Genomic DNA, 21,653 nt, shown 5'->3' with positions numbered 1-21,653 from the left:
CAATGACAATCTGAATGCAACGCCGACAGCATAACCAAGTGGAAAGGGTGCGAACCAGCTGGTCAAGATACGGAAATCAGTAGATCAGGCGCGCTTCTTTAAGAGGGCTCCGTTCTGCTATTGTTGTTACCTTGCCGCCTGAATCTGCTTCATCACCGTTTCCACGATGCGCGTCGTTCCCGTGCCCTGAACATGACACAGCGCATCGGGCGTACGCAGTGCGTCCTTGATGCAAAAGAACGCTTGATGGGTGGCCACGCTCGATACGAAGAACACGAAGTCGGCATGCCGTGAGCTTTGACGCAGGCGCTGCGTGCATTCCGTGTCGCAGTTCGTCGTGATCTTGAGTTTCGGACTCAGCGCTTTCAGCATATCCATTGCGCGTCGGGTCGCCTGGCTGTCGAGGCTGTAGATCATGACCCGCGCCTCCGAATCGGTCCCTTCTGGCTGGTCGACATTCATCACCTCATGCGTTGGCAGCGTGATGGGAATCGGCATTTCGCTCGCCAGCAACCGCAAAAGAGCTTTCTGTGTATCGGCGAGACGGGAAAAGAACTCGCTACCTGCACTTAGAATGGCGACCAGCAACTGATTGCGCGCCTGCTCGTCGCGGGATGGAGCGATCACCAGCGCATCGGCGAGATCGAGCGCCCAAGACATGGATTGAGGTGAGCGCACGGCATCGAATATGCGCTGCAGTCGCTCCATCAACTGATTGTACTGTTCGGGCGTCGGGCCTGCCCGTACGACATGCAGTGCCGCCTGTTTGATGAGGTCGAGTTCACTCTCTCCGTAACTGTCGCGCACCCACATGGTGTCGAGCAACTGTTCGTACAGCGGCATGAACGGAGCGTGCGGCTTGGCGCGCTCGATGATCCAGCCAAACCAGACTGGGAGAAGCGCGTCAAAGGTTCCGGAGTTGCTCAGCACCTCATCTTCCATGCTTTGCACCAGACGCTGTTGCATGGCGTCATCGATCTTGACCAGCGCGTCGGTGTTCGCGAGTTCGCGCCAGAACTCGACAACGTTGTTAGCCGCAGTCCGTTCGCCCTCGGGTTCCACCAGTAACTGAGCCCTCAGGTCTTCGGGCGGCCTGCTTGCGGCAAGACGTGTGACGTCGCTCAGCAGACGCGTGCGGGTCTGCTGGACCGCCGCGAGTATCGATGAATCGCTCGCCTGCACTCGCCCGACGGTTTGCCCAGCGCGCTCGGGATCGTCGATTTCCTTCGCGCAACGAAGCAAGGCAATCAACACATCCGTGCCGTCATCGAGTGACCACAGCAGATCGTAGGCCTGTTCGTAGCGCTCGAGGTTCATGTCCTCGCACGCTGCGTCGAACCCGTGCTTTGGGGTGAGCGCGTCGATCAGCCCGCCGATAGCTGCCGTGGTGGGGCCAAATGCATCGTCACCGAGTTCGGCCAACCATTGAGCGCAGAGATCGACGGCGGGCCGGGTCTGCGACAGTTCATGCAGCACGAACGACTTCAGCGCGGCGGGGCGACGCGAGCGTCCCAGCGAACGCAGCAGATGGCCGGCGGCCGGGCGAACCTGCGTTTCGAAGACCTTCTTGAGCCGCTCAGGATCACCGGACGCCTCCTGCGGACGAATCCAGGTTTCGTACAGCGCTTCCCAAATGTCGCCGAAGGTTTCCGGAGGCAGCCGCAACTTGAGCAGATGCGAAAAGTTTTCGTGGTCGAGGATCTCGTCCCATCGGCCGAACGACGCCGCGATGCGAATGTCCAGGAATGCACGGTTCTCGGCGCTCAGACCGTGCTGTTCGCGCAAAGCCGAGACGGCGGCGCTGGCTTCGGCCTCGTTCTTTGCAAGCAAGGCCCAGTCGAGCGCCGCGCGCAACTGCGCGAACGTCCGATGCTCCAGCTTCCGGCGCTTCGGTTTGCGCTGCAACAGCGCCCAATACACACACCACTGCTCGACGATCTGCTTGTCGAACGTCGGTCGGTTCGCGGTGAAGCGCACCGCATGAAAACCGTGCTTCGTGAACAGACCGTCGGCATCCGTAGGGGGGACTGTCGAAACGTCGAAATCTGCGAAGCCTGGGCCGACGAATGCATCGAGATCGGCGCGGACTGCGCGCTCGCCCGGCTTGTCGCGCGCGCACGCGTACCAGGTCACACGTTCGTCCGCCGCGCGGCGGAATGGCAGCAGCATGGGCAGATCGGCTTCGCCCTTGCGTGTACGCTGGATCGCAGTGACCAGCGCTTCGGGGACTTCATTGGCGTTTTGGTCGCCGGTATTATCGTGTCCCGCGGCCGGAAGCACGAACAGATTGGGCGCGGCGAAGAACGCATCGAGACACGCGGCCGCACTTTGCGCCAACTGTAACTGATGCTCAGATGCCATGGTCTTGGAACTCCATCTTGGCCTGCGCTATACGCTCTCCATCGAATTCCAGCGTCACGTGTTCCTCGTTGAGCGAGATGCCGCGCTCCGTGAAGTTCATCGATCCAGCGATCAACACGTGGTCAGTAAGCAGGCTCTTGGTATGCAAGGTATTGCTTTCCTTCCAGTCGCACTTGTCCTGCAGTCCGGAATCCGCCAGCGCGCCAAAGAGGCGTTTTTCGAATGGCTTGTTGTGATTCTCTGCGCGGACCCGGATCACGAGCCGCGTGTCATTGGAAGCAATTGCCACCAAAACGTCGACCAGGCGAATCTCGCGCCGGCTCCATTCGGGATTGAGCCCGCTGAAACTGCCTATGCTGTTATCAAAGATGACAATATTGCTGATCCACGGTGCAAGCAGATGTACCGTTTTGCTCGGCGCCAGCAACTCCTTGGCGAAGACCGCCGCCAAGGCGTTGCGCACGGCTTCCGGTGCGGACGTGGCCGACTTGAAAATGCTTCGGGAGGTACTCATGCGGATTCCGGAATCGAGAAGTGGAGCTCGATCGTGTCTTCACGTCGCCTGACCGAAGACAGCGTCGCGAAAACGTTCAGATAATCGAAGTGGATCGGCTCGACGGTCAGTGTGCGGATGATCGTCGGGACGAGTTCATGCGCTTGGGCAGCCGCCACCGCAAATACTGCCTCAGAGCGAGCGATCAGTTGCTCGCGCGCGCTTTCCAGCCAACCCGGCTGGCTCGGATCGATCGGTGCTTGGCGTTGCGTAAGCCATTGTCCGAGCAGCAGACGCTCAGTCGCGATATTTGGCACGAATCGATTCGAGAGCGGCAGATTTACCGCGCGCAGTGCGTGGCCCTGTGGCCACAACAGACCCATCAGCACACCGAAGCGCCAGCTTTCGCGGTCGCTAGCGGGCAAAACGAGGCCAGAGGACATAAAGGCGGTGTCCAAGCGCGTGTCGCTGCTGTAGACCGCGCACATCACCCGAACATCGATCTCGATGCCGTGCAGGTGTTCGAGTTGCGTCCAGTGACCATGAATCTCGGCAATCAGTCGATCGATTTCCTCGGGGGTTCCGGGCCTCAGCATGCGCAGACTCAGGGCCACGGCGTAGCCGTGGAATACCGCTTGCCCGCGTCGCACCAAGTCCGCGCGCAGACGGGCGAATTCTGCCTGCGCCGTGGTTGGACTAGCGGCATTACGCACGCGCATGACCGCATCGACGATTTCGGCTTTGCGATCGTTGCCGCCGAGCCATTCCACCAGCTGTTTTAACTGCGTGTTGGTCGACTCGAGATCACTGGCTTCTAGCGCGGCCTCGACGTGCCGGTAAAAACTGTCGGGACGCGAAGCGAGCAGTTCGACCACCTGTTCGATCATGCCGTTTCCGCCGGGGCTGGTCTCCGAGATCCAGATCTCCGCTCGCTGTGGCGCAGTGCCGTCGAGGCGTATGCCGGGATCGATATCGACGATCAGTCCTTCCGGATCGACCTGTGGGCAGGCCTGCTGAATGGCCTCCAAGCAGGCGGCTCCGAGAGTGGCGCGCAGGGTGCGGGACAGCCACGTTTCCCATTCTGCGTCGATCGGCGCGACGAGTACGCGTGCCGCGTCCCGCACGGCGAGCCGCACGCTTTCGAGACCGAGCGCTTCAGTGAGCGCTTGCCTGAGGCGATCGGGGCTTTCATCGCCAGGCTCTGTCTCGGGCATCTGGAATACCGTGGAGAGCACGCCCTGCAGCATTTCCATGCGTGCGCCGTTGGCGACCTCGTTCAACGCGACCGTCAGTGACAGTTTCTCCGTGGTGGCCACCAGAATAGCCGCAATCTGGAAAATCTGTGCAATCCAGCCGCGCAGAAACGGATTGGCTACGGTCTCAACGAAGCTCGGGCAATGCTGCGCTTCCCAGTTGTAGCGTGCGGCACGGGCGGCGCGCACGCGTGCCTCATCCGACCAGTCGATGCTCTTGTGCAACTCGGCCGGTAGATTCAGCACGATCAGAAGCGCGTCCGCATCGATCTCGAAGCCGACGCCGGAGGGTTTGCCCTCTTGTGTGAAGCGCCAGTCGACGGTCAGGCGGTGCGACGTGTTGCCGATCCGCATGCGCATATCGGCTCGCGATGCGATTGCGTACCGCCGCATCAGCGCCGCAGACTGCCCCGCGTGCGTATGTGCGACGATTGAGCTGACAAGGCGACTCACGCCGATATGCTCGGGCGGTCGGAATTCCGTACCGTCGCGCGGCCCTTCGAGATGCGAGCTCCATTTGAGCTGCGCATTTGTGGTGTCGTTTATCTCGGGCAAGCCGGCGCTGCGTGCGGGGGCTGCCTGCAGGCGCGCGGTGCGGGGACGAAAGGCTTGATACTCGACCACCTTGCCGCCTTCCATGCGATGGAACGGCCGCTCGCCCTGCATTTGATACCAGTCTCCGATATCCGCATCTTGCTCGACGATCTCCTGATTCATGTCGAGGTAGCTTTTGAGCGTTTGCGCTGAAACACCCAGCCAGAGCGCAAGGTCGTAACGACGCGAGACCTTGCCGGGCGCAAACTCGCCCAGCGCCTGCTGGACCGGCAGATAGTGGTCGTCCGCTGCCTCGCCGGGCAGAGCAAGGCGCATTTCGGGCAGGCTCAGATCATCGAACAGATTGGCTGGAATGTAGTCGGGCAGGGGATGGCCCGCGCTGTAGTCGGGATGCGCCGCGTCCTTGCCCAGCCAGTTCATCTGCAGACGGCGCATGGCGGTAGGCACCGCGCCGAGCAGTAGCGGGCGCGGCTGGTTCCACAGCAGCACATCCAGGTCTTCGCGCGGGATCGCAAGGCGTTTCTGCAACGAAGCAGCGAGGCGCTCGGCCGCATCCTGGCGGATTAGGACGTGTCTGAGTAGATCGTGAAGACGCTTGTGAGCGAGGCGCGTCTTCAACCAGTACCAGCCCGATGTTTCCAGGTTCTCGCCCCTATGCCAGCCTTTCGGCGCGAGTTGCTTCGCCTTGGTCCGCAATGCGTTGTACTGGGCGGAAATTTTCTCGGGCTGGGTGCTTTTGAGGAGTTCCTTGAGCTCGCGATGGTTATGCGGCTCCCAGTGTTTCAGCAGTGCTTCATCGGGCGGCCCTTTCATATCACGCCAGACGTAGATTCCGAGCGGGTCCGTGTGCGTCATATCACCAAGTTCATCGAGCAGCGCATAGACCGACTGCATGCGTTGCACGTAGCGATTCGAAAGCGGTAACTGACGCGCCGGAAGCTCGGGATCGAATAGCGTATCGTAGGCCTGATAGGCGAGACGGTCCCGGCCGTAGTCGGTCAGGACGATCATCGTCCACGGGCGCATGTGACGCGTGCGGCCCGCCCGTCCCTTGCGCTGCAGGAACGAGGCGATGTCGCGCGGCGCTTTATGTTGCACGACCACGCCGACGGCCGGATCGTCGAAGCCGACCTCAAGCGCAGCGGTAGCCACCACGACTTCGCTGGCAGAGCTGACGCCAGAGTCGAGTGCCGTGGTGCGCGCGATTTCGAGCCGCGCTTCTAACTTGTGACCGATGTGCTCTGGCACACGCCAATCCTGGCCGCCATCGTAGCGGCGATTCTGCTCCATTCTTGAGCGTAGCCGGGCAAGACCGCCCTCGGGATGACGCGATGTATTCGGGTGGCCAGAGAAATGGCGGCCTTCCGCATCCAGAAGATTGCGGAACAGGCGGTTGGCTGCATCCAGCTGATCGGTGAAGGCGAACGCACGCCAGCCGAAGAACGGGTTGCTGGTCTTGTCGAAGCGATCGCGTGGGTCGAGCAGACGCGCTGCGAGCATCAGCGTCTGGATGGTGGTTGACAGAAGCGCGGCCTGAGACACTGGATCACCGCGAAGAGCGAGCAGATACTCCGCGCCTTCATCGATGATGTCATTCTCCAGCGGCTTGATCTCCTGCACCACGGAATCGTCCAGCCCGGTGAGACTGGCGAAGAAGCGCCTGCCTTCGGAGATGGTCGCGGAGAGGCCGACGAAACTCGAGCGTCTGCCGCTCGCGCTCCACCATCGGCGCATCAGATACGCGACCTGTGCGCCGTAGGTGCCGGAGTAGAGATGCACTTCGTCCATGAGCACGAGGCCAGGTGCTTCGAGGGCCTTCGGACCGATGCCGAACAGATGACGCAACTGCGGGTTGGATAAATGGCGGTTGAGCATCTCCACCGACGTGAACAGCACATCGGGCGGCTCTTTTGCCATGGCTTCACGTGTAAATGCGAGCCGGTCCGATTCGACACAATGTCCGCACGACTTGCAGACCAGCCGGTCACGCGCCAGTTCCTTGTCTTCGGCGCGCACGACCATCTCTCCGCCGCAACCGGGCTTGGGGCAGGCGAAGAACGGGCAGACGGATTCGCGTCCATTGGATCGCCAGCCGCTTTGCTTGAGCGCGCTTTGACGCGTTCCGGGCGTTTCGCCGTACAGGACGCCGACTCGCAGCGGCGCGCCGCCGCGGCTCGAGATCCAGTCATCGAACTTGCCGCACTGTTCGTAGACCTCTGCTAGTTGATCCTTGAGCAATTCGTTACGTGGATACAGTGCGAGGACACGAACCGACGACTTTGACGACTCCACCCGCTGCCGGGCGATCCACGCGAGCGCGGGCAGATAGAAGGCGAGCGTCTTGCCGCTGCCGGTGCCCGCCGAAACTAGCGTGCCCGCTCGCACACGATGGTTCAGGCCATCCAGAATGCGCGCGGCGGCATCGACCTGAAAGCGCGACATGCCTGCATTCGGCGGCAGCTGATCGAGCCAGTGCGCGACGGCCGAGCGCAACAGGGGATCGGTCACGGCCGTGTCGATGACGCTCATCACCGCATCGCGCCGCTGATCACGTTTTGGGTAACGGCGGGCGCGGCGCAGGAAGCGGTAGTCCGCAACCAGCGTCGGCGCGGAGGTCCATTGAGTGGGCCCCGCGTGTTGCGGAAACATCTGGCGCAGCCGCGCGATAAGGCGTACGCCTTCGGCCATACGCGTGCGCCAGCGCGGGCTATGGTCACCCGAGCCGGTTTGCGAATTCGGTACTTCGAATATCATGCGGAGCGCGACGAGCTGGTTCCGCAAGTCACGCGCGGTGGCGATATTGCAGGCCACGTCGTAGCGCAGTTCAGCGTTCCGTTTGTCGTTGAGGACACGGTTCAGTGCCTCGTACACTTCGTCATCGCCGAGGGCGTTGTCGACCAGACCCCAGACGAGCGCGCGTGCCTCAATCTGCTCCAGTTCGTCGAGTGCGCGTTCTGCCAACGTGAGATCGGGAGTCAGCGCCATGTGCCCACCGTGCGGGTACGGATGACGAAGCGAGAGGTGTCGTCGTATTGTCGGAGCCAGATGAGAACTTCCTCGGTGAGGAGATCGAGCGCGGCGCCGTCTGCCTCCATTGCCTTGAAGAACAATTTGACGGACTGAGGCGTAGGCGTCAGCGTCGAGACAATCTTGCGCAATTCTTCGACGTGTTGGCGCAGCGCGTCCGCCGACCGGGTATCGGGAGGCATGGCAGCGCTCTTAAGCGAAGCGTACAGCGTGTATACCTCGCGATATCGGGCGAGCGCCTGTTTGTTGCCGGGAGTCTCCGGTTCACGTGCAAGCAGTGCCGAGGAGGCTTCCGGTTCACCGAGATCGCGGATCAACGCGCGCCAGCTTGCGCGGATGGCATCGCTGCTGAGGCTGTTGGCTTTGTCGGCCTGGGCCAGTAGTCGTATCCAGAACTCATCGCGCGACAACGCTTCGACACCGTCGCTTTTACTGAGCCGTTCGCGCGCTTCCGCGCATAGTGCTCGCGTGGCCTCGTCCGCGCTTGCAAGCTCGGCCAGTTTGGATGCGGGTGGCATAAGGTAGCCGGACTTTACTTGCAGTTCGGCGCGCTTTTCCTTGCGGCGGGACCATTCGGACGAACGGTTTTGAATGGCTGACAAGTGATAACGTAGTTGGTTGGTACGGAGGACTTGATCGAGTCCGGTTCGTGTCAGTTGAGCCTGTTCGAGCAGTGTTGGCATCATTCCTCCCAAACCAGATCTTGGAAGAGCGCGTCATGCGCCTGGACGGCTGCCTGATCGTCGATCGAACTGGTCTGTGCTTTGATGGACTTGTCTAGTTCAATGAAGAAGCGCCGAAGCAGGGCAACTTCCTTGTGGATTGTGATGAGTTGCGGCAACGGGACGAGCGAGAGGGCCGCCAGTTTCTGATGCGTTTCCCAGTTCACGTCAACGGGCTGCACTTTTCGCAGGCGCTGGATCGCCTGGTCGAGCGCCTCGGCCGCCAGACGATCCACTGCACCGCGTACTTCGCTCAGCGCGACGGAGTTGGTCGGCCAAGCGGGCGTCTGACTCGCCTGATCCACGATTGCGCGCATTTCGTCTCGCCATGCGACGCGTGCATGGTCGTCGGCGAACGCTGCGGCAGCTTCCGGCAAATATAGGTCGACTGCCGTTGCGAGGTCTCGCACGATCATATCGACGGCTTGCGGCTCAAGTCGGTCGAGCATATCCTGCACTTCGTTGCCAGCCTCGCCATGGCCGTTGAGCACGAACACCCAACGGTCCTGAACTTCCTGCTTAATGGACAAGCGGAAGCGCTCGTTGTCGATGGCCAGCACCTTGCCGCCGTCACCCTGATAGCACGATAAGTAGCGGCGCAGGCGCTCCTGCAGTCGGGGGCGCGTGTCAGTCGCCAGTTTCCGGGTCGTCATCGCTCTGCGCACTTGCTGCGAAAGATCATCGACTGCGACGGCGATTTCCTTGGGTGCATCGGCAAGCAAGTCCCGCAGGCTCGGGTTGTCCGCACGCGTGGTCAGGCCGAGCAGCAAATCCTGTCGATGCAGTGCGAGCACGGCAATACCGGTGTCGCGCACGGCCTCATCGAGCACCATGTCGAGTATCTGATGTTCAAGCCGTTCTAATAAGGTGTTGGCTGCGGCATAGTCGGTCTCCCCGTTGGGATAGGACCAGGATTTGCCATTGCTGTCCCAACGGTCGAGCGCTTTCAGACCGGCGATGACAGTCGGTGAAATAGGCACGTCCGGCGGCGAAACTTCAATCTTCAAGCCCTTGGTGGGATTGCTGATCGTGCTGGCGGGCGGTAGCCAGAACCAGTCCCGGTTGACTTCCTGCCCGCTCAGGCAGTAGTCGCCGAAGTTCATCCGCTTATTCAGAGCATCGGCGAGCAGGGTGCGCGTTCTGACCGGATATGTTCTGATCAGGCGCGTGTTCTGGTCCCACAACTCGAGCGCCTGTGCATATGGGCTTTCCGCTGGTTCGGGCGGTGGTGGCGGTGGCGGAGGTGGTGCCACTTTGTCGCCTCCATGCGGTTGCGGCTCGACCGGTTCGGGTTTGGGCGTCACGATCGCATCGAAAGGCCATGGCAGCGAGAACGCGTCGAACACGTTGCGTGTGGCTGGTGGGGCCGTATCGAGCGAGTTGGGATTGCCACCCCAGTGTGCGAGCCCCGATGTCACTCGACCGAGTTTTTCGGGTGTCAGACCTTGATAAGTCAAACCGACGCTCACTGCGGACAATAGCTTCGGATTGCGGAAGTTGGCGGGCGGGAAGCCGGCAGCCTGGAAGGCAAAGCGCTGTCTGAGCGTGCTGCTCAACACCTCGTTGATGTAGGCGCGTGGATTGAATGTCCAGGCGTCGCCGATTTTGAGGACGCTCGAAGCTAGCGATTTGATCGCGGCGACATTGAACGGAAAGAGGCTATAACCCGATTCACTGCTGCCGAACGACGCCAGTTTTTCGGACCAGGCCGCGTCCAGCGTGGGATCGAATTTGGGCACCCACGAATAGAGATCGTCCCGGTTCGGTGCCACTGTGTTGAAACGCTGCTTCAAATGAGCGATGCCGTGGCGGGCTGCGTTGAGGTAGCGTCCCGTGAACTCGACCAGCAGACGCGTGACGGTTTCTTCGTCGATGCCTTCGCTCGGCACGACCCATTGCTCCCGCGCGCGCGTCAGCACGGTCTGCCGGCCGGCAAGGAAACCATCCGTTACAGCCACTGCCGTGCGGATCGGGGCGCGCACGCGCACGCCTTTCTCGTCGCTCTCGGCGATCATGATGTCCAGCAAGGGTTGCTGAATGCCTGAGAGGGCCGCCAGATCCTCGATGAGCAGCACCAGTTCCTTGCCGTCTGCGAGTAGTTCCCGTCGAATCTCGTCGACGACGTCCTGAATAGTGCGTTGATTCAGCGCTTCTGTGAATCGGAAAATGGTGCGTAGAGCCGCATCCAGCACTTCCTGCAGCACTTCTGCGGCGATGCCGCGGGCGGCGCCGTTCGAACTGGCCAGGAACGCCAGCGCTTGGCCCACGGTCCGCCGCAGTTCCATGCTCGCGATGGCTGCAGGTGGTTCGAAGTCCGCGACCTGGAATTGCCGGCGCGCGGGGTCGGACGTGCCGCTCAGGCTTGCATCGACGATTCTCAACAGAACGTTCCGGAACCACTGATCGCGAATCTCGGGGTCGCGGATCAGATCGCGCACCCGGTTTGCAGCGACGATGCGAGGTCCGAGCGATCGGTCGCCGTTCGCGCGGATTTGCTCCTCCACTTGTGCAGCGTAGGGGCCAAGTTCCTCGGCGAGCGCGGTCGCGAGCAGTTCGGCCGCGCGTGGCGGGTCGAGCGACTCCACCGCGCGGCTCAGATCCGCCCTCAGCGCGTCGTACCGGGCGCCGCTCAGTGGGGCGAGAATCCGTTCGACTACTTCGCGAAGACTCGCCGTCTTCGGAATCGGAACCACGACTAGGTCTTTGCGGCGCGGATGGCGATCGAGTTGCGCGCCGAGCCAGCGGATCATGTGCGATTTGCCGACGCCGGACGCGCCGGTAATCGCAATGATGACCGAGCTGCCGTCGTTGACGGGGCGCATGAGCGAGTCGAGCAGGTCGACTTCAGACGCGTCTACTTCGTTGCCGGCCTGAGCGGAGCGTCGCTTCAGCGTGATGGGTAGATGTACTGCGAGCAACAGGGCCTGATCCACCGTTTCGGCTTCGGTGCGCAGACATTCCTCCACATGTTCGCCGGAGGGCCAGAATTCGATCAAAGGGTTCATCACATGGCTCCTGCGCTGGGTCTTGCGATCCACTGAAAACTCAGGTCTGCGCGCATGCCGTTTACACCGGTAAGAACGATAGAACTGCCGACGTCTGCGCGACGCTGCAACAGCAGGTCTCCTGATCCGCGCAAATTGAGCAAAGCCCTGGACAATGCGGTGCTGAGCTGACCCGCCTGTAACGGCGCGAGTGCGTTGCCGTCTACGGAGGAGAGGACTTCTTGCCTCCACATGCCACGGTCGAGCACGGGCAGGGCCTGCGCGATTTTGTCGACAAACTGGGTAGCGTCGATGTCTTCGCCTTCCTTCAGGATCTTGGGCAAGACATCACGTATCGCGACGGTGGGATCGATGTCCGCAAACGGTTGCTGGCTGAAGCCGAGGAAGCGCGCCCAGTATTGCAAACCAGTGCGTCGAGTCGGGTTGCGGAACAGCAATCGGTCGGACTCTCCCATTTGCTGCACTTCCATCGCCTCGAACTGGCTGAAGCCGGTTCGATACACGTCCTGAGCGAGCATCCATGCAAGGGAACGAGTTAGGTCCGCCGCGGCCGCGCCTTCGGACATCCAAAACTCTCCATTGTTTTCTGCAGCCATGACGCGCGCGCAGGCAGTCCGGCGTGTGAACGCGAGCAGGTCCTTTGCGCTGTCGCGGCGGCTGGCAGGACGCTCAGTTACCGTGATCGCACCGTCGACTTCCTGAAATAGTCCCAGCGCCGTCCAGCGCAACAGCGTGCCGCGCGCCAGTTTTCCAGCATCGGAAACCAGAGCGGGGGGCGCGACGGCATCGAGCAAGGTTTCGCGGGGAATGGGTTTGATCGCACGCAGGACCGTGGCGTGTAGCTGGACGAGGATGTTCGGCAGCCCGTCGTTGGTGAGATTCAGTAGGCTCATAGGGTCAATGCCCGGATCAGGGACTGTTCATCGGTATGCGGAAGTACGCTCGACCACAGACGGTCGGATCGATCCGGATCTCGAGCAGAATTGGGAAGAAGCACGACAGTCATCGCACAGGGCGACGTTTTCAAAGCCAAACTTAGGGAGTGACCGATTGATTCGGAAGTCAAAATGACGATCCGTACTTCATGTTCGGCGCCATCCAGGCCGCCGTCGGGCCGGGCCGGATCGAACAAGTCGATGAATGCATCGGAGCGCAGGCGTCGCAAGCGCGCCCGCATCGCGTTCAGCGCGACATCCTGCGTCTCACGCTCGAGCGCGATCGTGTGTGGCTTCAAAGTGCTGACGAGCGCGTCGAGGACGTTTGTGGTCGACTGTTGCAGAACACGAGAAACGTCATCCACCACGATGAATGACAGATTGCCATACACGCGAGGTACGCCCCGCAATGCGTTCGGAACATCCGGTCTCCGCGAAAAGATGTCCAGTCGAGCAACGAACGGTGACGGCGCCACCGGCTTGCGCGGTCGCTCGGACCAGTGATGGTTGCAACCTCCGCAATAAGGACGAACCGGAGCGAAAACCGCATGCAGCGCGACCCGATAGAGTTCACTCAGGGCGTCCTCTACCTTCCGCTCATTGCGGGCGATTGACAGCATCAGTTCCATGCCCTTGTTGTTGGCCGACCGCGCGTCACTTCGAGCGCGCTGCATCTGCTGATCGAAAGTCGCTCTCGCGAGATGGCCTGCATTGGAGAGGCGTACCGCTGCATACGTAACGGTCGTTTCGGATTCTTCGAGGTCACTATCAGGTTTGCCGAATCTGTCCGGCGGAACCGTGGACAGCGCCGTTATATCGATTAAGCCAGCGCACGCCATGAGATTGAGCGTGCGGAGATTCCATTCGAGATTGGTTGAACCTTGCACATTTAGCGCCGGACGGAGCCGGCGCAGATCCACCCAAATCTGGTCGCCTTCGGCGTCACGCGCAACCGGACGCTCGATCATCATGCTCCAGCGCTCGAAGGCTATTTCGTTGCCAATGTAGCGTGGCGCTGCGAGCCCTTGCGCCTGCTGGATATCCTCCTGTGTGTAGAGCAGCAGACTGGCGGACGCGATGCCGTCACGCCCGCCGCGCCCGACCTCCTGATAGAAGCGGTCCAGCGATTCTGGCAGCGTCGCGTGGACGATGGTGCGGACATCACTCTTGTCGACGCCGACGCCGAACGCGGAAGTGGCGATCATGCCGTCCAACTCATCTCGTTTCCATTGCGCGAGCAGCGTTTTTCGCGCGCCTGCACCCGTTTCGCCAGTGAACTGCGCGATGCGTTCGAAGCCATCTTCGAGGAGTATTCGTAGCCAATCCTCTGCCTCGTCGGGCCGTGTGACATAAAGGATGAACGGGCGCGGCGCGAACCTGAGCGCCTCGACGACACGTTGCTTCCGTTCGGCGAGCGTTGCACAGAAATGAGTTGCGTAACGCGGCTCTGGCCGGAGATAGACGGCAGAAATGAGCTTGGTCTTCTCGAGCGGTCCAAACTGGCGTTGCAGCACTTCGATAGTGTGCGAGGTGAGCGTCGCAGACGCGAGCACGACCCGGATCGAGCGCGGCGCCATGCTGCGCAGGCGTGAAATCAGCGCGGGGAGAAGTTGAAACGCTGGCCGGAAGCCACTGCCCCAGGTAACGACGAGATGCGCTTCATCCACGACGACGTGGGTAAGACGCCCCGCTTTCGCACAGTCTTCTAGCAAGCCTCGCAGCGAGCCGGTTGCTGCCTCGGGCGAGGTGAACAGCACACGCTGAGTGCCATTGTTCATCGCACGAAACACTGCGGTGCGCTCTTCCGGGCTGAGGCCGCCGTGATACGCGAGCGGCTTCTCCTGCCAGTTGAGGTCTTCTCTGCGGAAGAACTCGGCCATGCGCTCGCCCTGATCGATTGCCAGCGCGACCGTGGGCACAATTGCTAGCGTGACATGGCCTTCACCGCTCAGAAGTGGCGGCAGTTGGGCCAGCAGTGATTTGCCGCTCCCCGTCGGCAGCGCGGCGATCAGCGTGATGTCGGATGGCATGTGAAGGAGGCTGCGCACTGCCTCGCGCTGACCAGCGCCGGTGAAGAACGGCAACCCCAGCGCGTCGCCGACGACGGGCTCCGCTGCGATCCATTTGCGGTCGAGCGCCTGAGTCTCGACTAGCACGTCGTCGAACAGATCGCTCTGCTTGCCCAACCAGCTTAGCCGGGGACTTTGTGCGCGAATCTCGAAACGGCGCTCGAAAGCGATCACCTGGAACTGAGCTGCTTCCCACGCGTGGCGATCAGGCCATATCGGTCCGCTCGGAACGCTCAGCCATTGCGCGCCGCCGCGGTTGGTATGCAGCAGCAACCACTGCCGCAGTAAGGCCGCCAATTCGACGTGCGAGCGGTGCGCATGACCATCGACGTATCGCAGCAGTACTTGCCGGAGGCGCTCGAGCAAACCTGTGGCCTGATGCGTCGTCAGAATCTGATCGGCTCGCCCCCAATCCGCCAGACACTCCTTGAGTTCGGCGTCACCAAAGAATTCGCGCTTCATTGCTCGAACGGGTCTTCAGAGGCCAAGAAAACCGCGCCCGCGACATCGAGATCGATATCGGGTTCGGCGAGTGAATTGCGGATCGCGGCGCAAAGCGCGTCGTCGTTGGAGCGCTCTTCGAGTTCGCATCGCCGCTGCGCTCCCGTCAGCCGCGCTAGCCGCGATTCCGTCTGGGCGCGACGCAGCCGCTCTTCGCCGTCCAGCGCGGCCAGCGCCTGTCTGACGTGCGCACGGCACGCGTCGGACTGAAGCGCGGCGGCTTCGGCAGTCTGGCGCGCTTCTGCGCACAGGGCCGGCCAGTCTCGTAGCCAGCTGGTTTGGATCGGCGACGGAAGGTCGCGCCACCGGCGAGGATTTAGGTTGAAGTCGTGGCGCGTGCCTTGCCAGAAATCGACATACGACGCTTCCATCAGTTCCGATGGGGCCGATACGACCGCGCCAGAACCATCTACCCAGATGCGAAGGAACATCGGCGCGAGCAGCGCCTGCGACTTGCGGGTGAGTGACTGTTCGAGAATCGACTGTCCGTCGGCACCGCGTCCGTCCAGCTTCGCGACGAGTGCGGCCGGCCGGATGATGAAATCGAACCGGAAGAACAGATCGGCGCCGCTCGGATCGTGCACCTCGTATTCACGGTCGACACGCCACATGGCGAAGGCGCGTCCGCGGTCGTCCTGCTCGCAGAACGCTTCGAGCGATGCCACCAGCGGATCGCCCACGCGCAGTACGCGCACGCCCTGCGACCGCGCAGCGCGCGTCAGCGCATTCTGCCGGCGAAACACGTAGCGATAGGTCAGCGGCGAGCGCGAGCGATCGCTCGGCGCATCGACGTCGATGCTCTGCAGGAACGTGCGCAGATAACCGCCCATCGGGATGAGCGTTCTGGGCACACCATGTTCCATCACATAGGCTAGCCTGAACGCCTCGTCCGAATCTTGGTTAATGGGACGTGAGCCGTCGTAGCGAACTTGGAACTTGAGGGCTTCGCCAGCAAACCGGATCAGCGCGGCGCGCCAGTCGCGCCATGACTGATCACATTCGTCTACTTGTTCCATGGCGTCCAATTCTTGCTCACCGAGTGCATCGAGCCCGTCTTGATGATCGATCTGCTTGCGTTCACGCTCGACCAAGCCCATTGGCCCGCTGAGCGTGGTTGCGTGTTCACGAATAGCCGGTGTACCTTGCGCGAACCACTCTTCCTCGAGCGTCTGCAAGGCTGATTCGATCAGGTACTGCAGGCTCGCAACCGAGCGGTTGAAAACCTGCCAGCCAGTATCAAGCGTGTCGATCCACGCGCCTTCATCGGGGTTTGATTCGTCATGCAGCGCATAGGACACGATGGGATCACCCTTACCGAAACGGTCGAGCCGTCCGAGACGTTGCTCGCAGCGGTTCGGCGAACCCGGCATGTCGAAGTGAACGGCGATCTTTTTGCCTCCGTGGAGATTTACGCCTTCTTCCGCGCGCGCGTCGCACACGAGCACGCGAACCTTGTCGGTCGTCGACAGGAATTTCTGCCAGGGCAGTGGGGTGTCTTCGTCCTCACAGTTCGCACGAACTTCGTGACGAACGACCTGCGCGCCAAAGGAGCGCTGCAGGTGTTGAGCGGCGCGGTCGGCATCGGCGCGATCGCTGCAAAAGACCACCACCTGCGCGTTGGGTGTCGCCAATGTGCCTTCGAGCGTGGCAGTGAGGGCATCTAGGCGCTCCTGACCGTCGCGCATGCGTTTCGCGCTGTCGTCTAGTGCGTCGGCAATTTCGAGCGCCTTGTCGTCGCGGATGTTGTGTTGCTCGAGCAGCTTGCGCACCGGGGTGCGGTCGCGCGAATTGAGCACATGACCGAGCACGGCAGCTCGCAGCGTTGCGGGAAGCGTGTCGAGGCCGTTCAGATGCAACCGCAACTCCTCCAGTTGACGCCTCCAACGCTCAGCCCCGGCGCTCCTGAACGGGACTCGCTTGAGGCCAGCACGTCTAGGCGTGGCCCATTGCAGCGACTTGCGGCGATTCCGCAGAATACGTCGATGCAAACGATAACTTTCCACCAGATGCGTTTTCAGATCCGCAAGTGCGTTGACGTATGCCTCGTCTTCCTCATCCGGAAAAGCGTTAAGAATCGCGCGCAAGGCATCGACTTTTTCCATCAGCGTGATGTCTTCACCGTAGGCATCTTGCAGGCGGTCCAACTCGCCGGTGAGACTCCAAAGATTCTCAGGAGTCAGCATTGCGACTACTTCTGCGACGACCTGGCGCGTTGCGATTCGGCGTTTGAATCCATCGAGATCGTCGAGCGGGAATGCCACCGGATCGAGCAGATGCAGTACGCGCAGAAAGCCCTTAGGGTCAGATAGCACGGGCGTTGCTGACAGAAGCAATAAGCGGGGAATGCGGTGCGCGTGGGCCTTCAGTCGCCGGTACAGCGTGATCTCGTGCTCGCTGCTAAAACGTGAAAGGTGATGCGCCTCGTCGACTACGAGCAGTCCGGCGTTAGCGAGTTCGTCTTCAACATCCGCGACATCTTCGTGGCTGACAACATGAAGAAAGTCATCGAGGTTGTTACCGAGACCGAATCTCGTGGTTAGTTCCTCTCGCCATTGCGCGACGAGAGCGGGAGGCGCAAGAACGACGGCATGTGAACTTCCCGGCGGAGTGTCAAGAAAGAACTGGCGAATGATCACGCCGGCTTCGATGGTCTTGCCCAAGCCCACTTCGTCGGCGAGCAGGTAGCGCTGCACCGGGTCGGTCAATACGCGCCGGACGACCTCAAATTGATAATCGACCAGTTCGATAGATGACGAGAGAGCGGCTGTGATGCCCGAAGCCGCTCTGTACTGAAGCGCGACCTGACGCGTGAAGGCGCTGCGTGCATCAGCGAGAAAGGGTGTTTCAGTGGCTTCGCTGGTGAGCAGTGGCAGAGGGTCGCGCAGGGGGCGGTTCCAACGGACCTGAAGATCGGCGGCCTCGACATTAGCCGATTCACCGTTTGGGAATTGCACGAAAATGACAGCGCCATTTCCGTCGGTCACGCGTCCCACCTGCCAGCGGCCAGTCGATTGCCGCCTAAATACGCGTGTCTGGGTAGGCAGGCAAATCGACTTGATGTTCGTCAGGGATGATTCAACAACTTGCGGTTCAGCCCCAGGTGTATCGAAATATTGAACACGGGCGATTCCGTTCGTTGCACCGGCGAACTTTCCGATTCCCCAGGCAGAGTACGGCGCGGCGGTGATCTGGACGAATGCGCCGACTTCAGGTCGAGCGGCCGGCATTACCGCGCCCCCGACAGAATGGACCCAGATTCGCTCGATGTCGGGATTTTCCGATACACGTCGGGATAGCATTCCCGAGCACGACGCTCACAAGTGAAACGACAAAAGTAAAGTTGCGGCATCTCTGCTGGCGCCTTGCGCTTCTAGTCTTTCTGTTTATCGCTCACGTGAGCAGTTAATGGTCGCTTCGCTCGACCCCTCTCTCATGAGGTCCCCGGTGTGCCTTACAACGTCGCAATCTTAAGCTTTTTTTGACGATTGGCGCGACGGTGAATGTTACCTATGTCTCAAAGTAACAACTAAGGAGGCTACAGAGCAGTAAACGGCACCGTAAATTCTTTCTTGAACGCTAAATAGCTGTTGAGACCTGCGACAAGTCGCAAATATGAGCGATTTGCCGCTGCTACCTATTCAGGCAATCGAACCCCATTTTTTAATCGATTCAGCGTCGCGAGTGTGCTTAAGTGCGTGTCGGCACAAACGACCCAGTAGTGAATGTGGCGGCAATTCAGCGCTTCCATCCGAAGTGCGATGTATCAATTTGAAATTTGATTTGCGCGATACTATTCGTCACCTTGGCAGGGTATGGAGTGATCAGTGCAGACAACGGAGTCCGAAGCGCGGCGAGACTAACAACTGCTACGCGAGAACGTGCAAGGCGCAAAAAGAGCAAACCTACGCTCGTACCTGTCGCGTTTCCCCGCTTTAAGCGATACGGACCTTGCGCAACAACACCCAAGACCAGATAGCGCCCCCTGTAACCTTCGCAAGAAATTGCAGTCCTGCGATTGTCGGGAATATCGTGCCGAATGCGATCAGCGGGAATATGAGCGAGTCAATCGCTGCGCTGGCTACGTTTGCGCCATTCGCACGCGTGAGAACGGGATAGCGTCGCACCGCTTGGAACACGACCGCGCTCGTAATGGCCGCCGCGCTAAATGCGACGAGCGACGCCAAGGATATAACGCCTGAAGCCGGATTGAGCATATAGCTGACGACACCGGCGCCGGTGATCAGGCAGAACATACGAGCCCACAGCGAGCGCCCATGCCAGTCCAAGTGAAGACGATCTCGGATAGCAAGGTCGAGGCCGATCAGCAAGAAGGCGTTGATCGGAGTGGACGCCGGGCCGAAGTGCGCGACGCTCAGGTTTGCTACGGCAACCGCTGCAATGTAGATCAAAATGTACACAGAAAATGACAAGGAGAAGTTGGATGTGCAATCGATGCCTTCGATAACTAGCGAAGGTGACATGGACCGTTTGCGTTCTATGGTTTTTTGTCTTCTGCTCTATAGTTTGCTGGCGATCTTAGGAAGGCCTCGATGTCGGCAACTCGCCAGCCAATCGATCTTGGCCCGATCTTCAACTGGGGAGGAAAGGTCCCCTCTTTGACCCGCTGATAGATCGTAGAGCGAGAAAGCCCAGTTTCCCTCTCGACCTCTACGCGCCTCATAATTGCGGCAGGTGGCCGCGGATTCGCTGCCTTCATCGGGGTGGTCTCCGCTTGCGATTCGGGACCTTGAGGACCGTTATGTTCTTCCTCTACTTGTCGGACGGATTTTGCTCCGAACTCTATCAGCATTTTTGCGAGTTCGTCACCCACTGCGTGCCACCGTGCGAATGCCTCGCAGTAAGAGACGACGGAACGCGCATCAACGCTGCTGAGCACTCCAGCATCGGAGAGTTGTTTGGCTACGGTAGGCCAGTGCGCGATTGCTGCGGGAGAAAGCTGCCACAACACATCTGTATCAGCACCGTGTTTAGGACGGTTTCGCCGATTTGCCTCATTCGATTGATCCGATGCACTAGCTTCTCCGGTTTGGCCTGATTTCCGCGGGCGCATATCTCGGTCCTTTCAGTTGCCTGTGAACTTGATCCCCGCTTGATTGAGCACCCAGGCTTCGATCTTGTCATGCCACATCCGCAGCAGGTCGAGTGGCCGACGTCGATAGTGCTTCTCGGCAAGTGCCGACGGTTTGTGTCCTTGGATCTGGGCGACGACGCCAACGGGAACCTCGACCCACTCTGACAGGGTTCCGAACGATCGACGTAGGCCGTGCAGCGAGACATGCGGCAAACCTGTCGGTGCCAATGCTCGGTTATGCGCATGACGTGGTTCGGCGATCTTTCCATCGGCCGCCGTCTTGCTGGCGAAGACCCACTCGGACGGTTCCCATTCTTCTCGTCTTTCGGCAAGTCGCTTCGTTTGACGTTTGTTCGGCGGGGTCTCGTTCAGTCGCCGAAGATTCAACAATAGGCTCGCCAAATACGGGGTGAGCGGTATCGTGCGTCCACCAGTACCCTCGACTTTGTCGTTCATAGTGAGACTGCGCCAGCGGAAGTCCACGTCTTCCCAACGCAATGCAGCTAGCTCTTCCCGCCGGGCGCCCGTGATCAGCAGGCCTTGGAGATATGCGCTAATGACTGGGTTCTCGATGCCGCGCACCGCGCTAAACCAAGCCGACAACTGCTCCCGTTGCAAGCAGTCGTCTTTCGCGGCGCTTCGCGGAAGGATACCTTTGACCTTAGGGGATGTGTAAGCGTCGTGCGGAATGATGCCCGCATATGCCTCGTCACTGTCACACCATCGAATGAACGCTTTGAACAGACCGAAAGCATGGCCCGCATTTGTCGGTCCCCGGGGTATCTCAGCCTCTAGCCATTCCGACATGGACGTCGCCGTGATCTCGGTCAACCTCCGCGGCATGAGCGGGGCCAATGGCCCCCGCACCTTTTCTTTGCCGCCGCGTTTCGCAATACCGCCGCCGGGCGAGGAAAGGTTGATGTGATCGATGATGTATCGCTCGGACCGCGGCTTCTTTGTTTTGGGGGAGATCTTCGTTCGCAGATGCTCTAGATAATGCTCCCATGCTTCACCGACAGTCACGTCCTGACGGCGCTTCGCTGCCTGACGGGCTTCGTGTTCGGCCTTCTGCTCAGCCTCTCGCTCGCGCGGATCAACTCCGCTGTCAATAATCGTCTGGAGACTGCGAGCGCGCTCTTGAGCCTTGTCGATCGTCCAGCTCCTCGGATCGCCGATCGTCATCCGGATCGTCGAGCCATGGATCTTCCCTTGGTAGATATAAGCCTTGGCTCCACTAGGCGTGGCTCGCAAGCCGAGGCCGGGGGTCTTGCTGTCCCAAAGAAATGACTGCGACTTACCCTCTTCGCAGCGATGCGCCTCTACACGAGCCGCAGTGAAGTTGACCTTCGCCACCCAACCCCCTTGCCCATAAGCCGACGATTTCATGTAACCGCCATGTAACCGAATTATGCGCCAATGAGGGAATCTCGATCAACAATATTGAGAGGTGGGGGCAGTAAAATTTGTTTAAATTCATTAAATTACTGATTTCAATAAGCCCTAATCCACCTAGGTCAACGTCGACTTGTTCGCATTCGCAATGCGAAGGTCGGGAGTTCGATCCTCCTCCTCCCAATAGAATTTGTTGTCACGCGAAAATCGGCTACACGCCGGTTTTCGCTCTTCCGGACCAGGCTTTT

At 60.4% G+C, this 21,653-nt stretch carries 11 protein-coding genes and 1 pseudogene; all 12 read right to left on the bottom strand.

Going from position 1 to position 21,653, the window contains the following annotated elements; all coding sequences use genetic code 11:
* Nucleotides 1-126 precede the first annotated feature (126 nt).
* On the bottom strand, nt 127-2,361 hold the full coding sequence (dpdD, locus tag B0G74_RS18865) for a protein DpdD (protein ID WP_132376315.1): 2,235 nt from the start codon (nt 2,359-2,361) through the stop codon (nt 127-129).
* Nucleotides 2,351-2,875 (bottom strand): phospholipase D-like domain-containing protein DpdK, encoded by a 525-nt coding sequence (gene dpdK, locus B0G74_RS18860; RefSeq protein WP_132376314.1) that lies wholly within the window; start codon nt 2,873-2,875, stop codon nt 2,351-2,353. Before dpdK ends, dpdD begins: the two co-directional genes overlap by 11 nt.
* Nucleotides 2,872-7,647, bottom strand: a complete 4,776-nt coding sequence (gene dpdJ, locus B0G74_RS18855; RefSeq protein ID WP_132376313.1) for a protein DpdJ — start codon at nt 7,645-7,647, stop codon at nt 2,872-2,874. Before dpdJ ends, dpdK begins: the two co-directional genes overlap by 4 nt.
* Nucleotides 7,638-8,372, bottom strand: coding sequence for a hypothetical protein (locus tag B0G74_RS18850; protein ID WP_132376312.1), 735 nt, complete (start codon nt 8,370-8,372; stop codon nt 7,638-7,640). The genes dpdJ and B0G74_RS18850 overlap by 10 nt, the downstream gene beginning before the upstream one ends.
* Nucleotides 8,372-11,416 carry a protein DpdH gene (dpdH, locus tag B0G74_RS18845; RefSeq protein WP_279388598.1) on the bottom strand — a complete coding sequence of 1,015 codons (3,045 nt, stop codon included), beginning with the start codon at nt 11,414-11,416 and terminating at the stop codon, nt 8,372-8,374. The genes B0G74_RS18850 and dpdH overlap by 1 nt, the downstream gene beginning before the upstream one ends.
* Entirely contained in the window at nt 11,416-12,309 is an 894-nt protein-coding gene (gene dpdG / locus B0G74_RS18840; RefSeq protein ID WP_132376310.1) for a protein DpdG, read from the bottom strand. The genes dpdH and dpdG overlap by 1 nt, the downstream gene beginning before the upstream one ends.
* Complete coding sequence (gene dpdF, locus B0G74_RS18835) at nt 12,306-14,882, bottom strand: protein DpdF (protein ID WP_132376309.1); 2,577 nt, start codon at nt 14,880-14,882, stop codon at nt 12,306-12,308. The genes dpdG and dpdF overlap by 4 nt, the downstream gene beginning before the upstream one ends.
* Nucleotides 14,879-18,148 (bottom strand): protein DpdE, encoded by a 3,270-nt coding sequence (gene dpdE, locus B0G74_RS18830; RefSeq protein ID WP_165923880.1) that lies wholly within the window; start codon nt 18,146-18,148, stop codon nt 14,879-14,881. Before dpdE ends, dpdF begins: the two co-directional genes overlap by 4 nt.
* A 705-nt stretch (nt 18,149-18,853) precedes the next feature.
* A complete protein-coding gene (locus tag B0G74_RS18825; RefSeq protein WP_243658226.1) occupies nt 18,854-19,402 on the bottom strand; it encodes a VUT family protein in 549 nt (182 codons plus the stop codon).
* Nucleotides 19,403-19,416: 14 nt separating this feature from the next.
* Nucleotides 19,417-19,638, bottom strand: a complete 222-nt coding sequence (locus tag B0G74_RS46225; RefSeq protein WP_207915682.1) for an AlpA family phage regulatory protein — start codon at nt 19,636-19,638, stop codon at nt 19,417-19,419.
* A 96-nt stretch (nt 19,639-19,734) separates the two neighbouring features.
* A pseudogene (locus tag B0G74_RS46220) lies at nt 19,735-19,992 on the bottom strand (P27 family phage terminase small subunit); the annotation flags it as partial.
* 12 nt (nt 19,993-20,004) lie between these two features.
* Nucleotides 20,005-21,366, bottom strand: a complete 1,362-nt coding sequence (locus B0G74_RS18815) for an integrase family protein (protein ID WP_132376998.1) — start codon at nt 21,364-21,366, stop codon at nt 20,005-20,007.
* Nucleotides 21,367-21,653 lie beyond the last annotated feature (287 nt).

The sequence above is a fragment of the Paraburkholderia sp. BL9I2N2 genome (assembly GCF_004339745.1).
GTDB lineage: Bacteria > Pseudomonadota > Gammaproteobacteria > Burkholderiales > Burkholderiaceae > Paraburkholderia.
This window is presented reverse-complemented; position numbering and strand designations above follow the sequence as displayed.

Bases quoted from the DNA above. Each gene is read 5' to 3' on its own strand.
- dpdD (WP_132376315.1), bottom strand. From the start codon at position 2,361: ATGGCATCTGAGCATCAGTTACAGTTGGCGCAAAGTGCGGCCGCGTGT.
- dpdK (WP_132376314.1), bottom strand. From the start codon at position 2,875: ATGAGTACCTCCCGAAGCATTTTCAAGTCGGCCACGTCCGCACCGGAA.
- dpdJ (WP_132376313.1), bottom strand. From the start codon at position 7,647: ATGGCGCTGACTCCCGATCTCACGTTGGCAGAACGCGCACTCGACGAA.
- B0G74_RS18850 (WP_132376312.1), bottom strand. From the start codon at position 8,372: ATGCCAACACTGCTCGAACAGGCTCAACTGACACGAACCGGACTCGAT.
- dpdH (WP_279388598.1), bottom strand. From the start codon at position 11,416: ATGAACCCTTTGATCGAATTCTGGCCCTCCGGCGAACATGTGGAGGAA.
- dpdG (WP_132376310.1), bottom strand. From the start codon at position 12,309: ATGAGCCTACTGAATCTCACCAACGACGGGCTGCCGAACATCCTCGTC.
- dpdF (WP_132376309.1), bottom strand. From the start codon at position 14,882: ATGAAGCGCGAATTCTTTGGTGACGCCGAACTCAAGGAGTGTCTGGCG.
- dpdE (WP_165923880.1), bottom strand. From the start codon at position 18,148: ATGCCGGCCGCTCGACCTGAAGTCGGCGCATTCGTCCAGATCACCGCC.
- B0G74_RS18825 (WP_243658226.1), bottom strand. From the start codon at position 19,402: ATGTCACCTTCGCTAGTTATCGAAGGCATCGATTGCACATCCAACTTC.
- B0G74_RS46225 (WP_207915682.1), bottom strand. From the start codon at position 19,638: ATGAAGGCAGCGAATCCGCGGCCACCTGCCGCAATTATGAGGCGCGTA.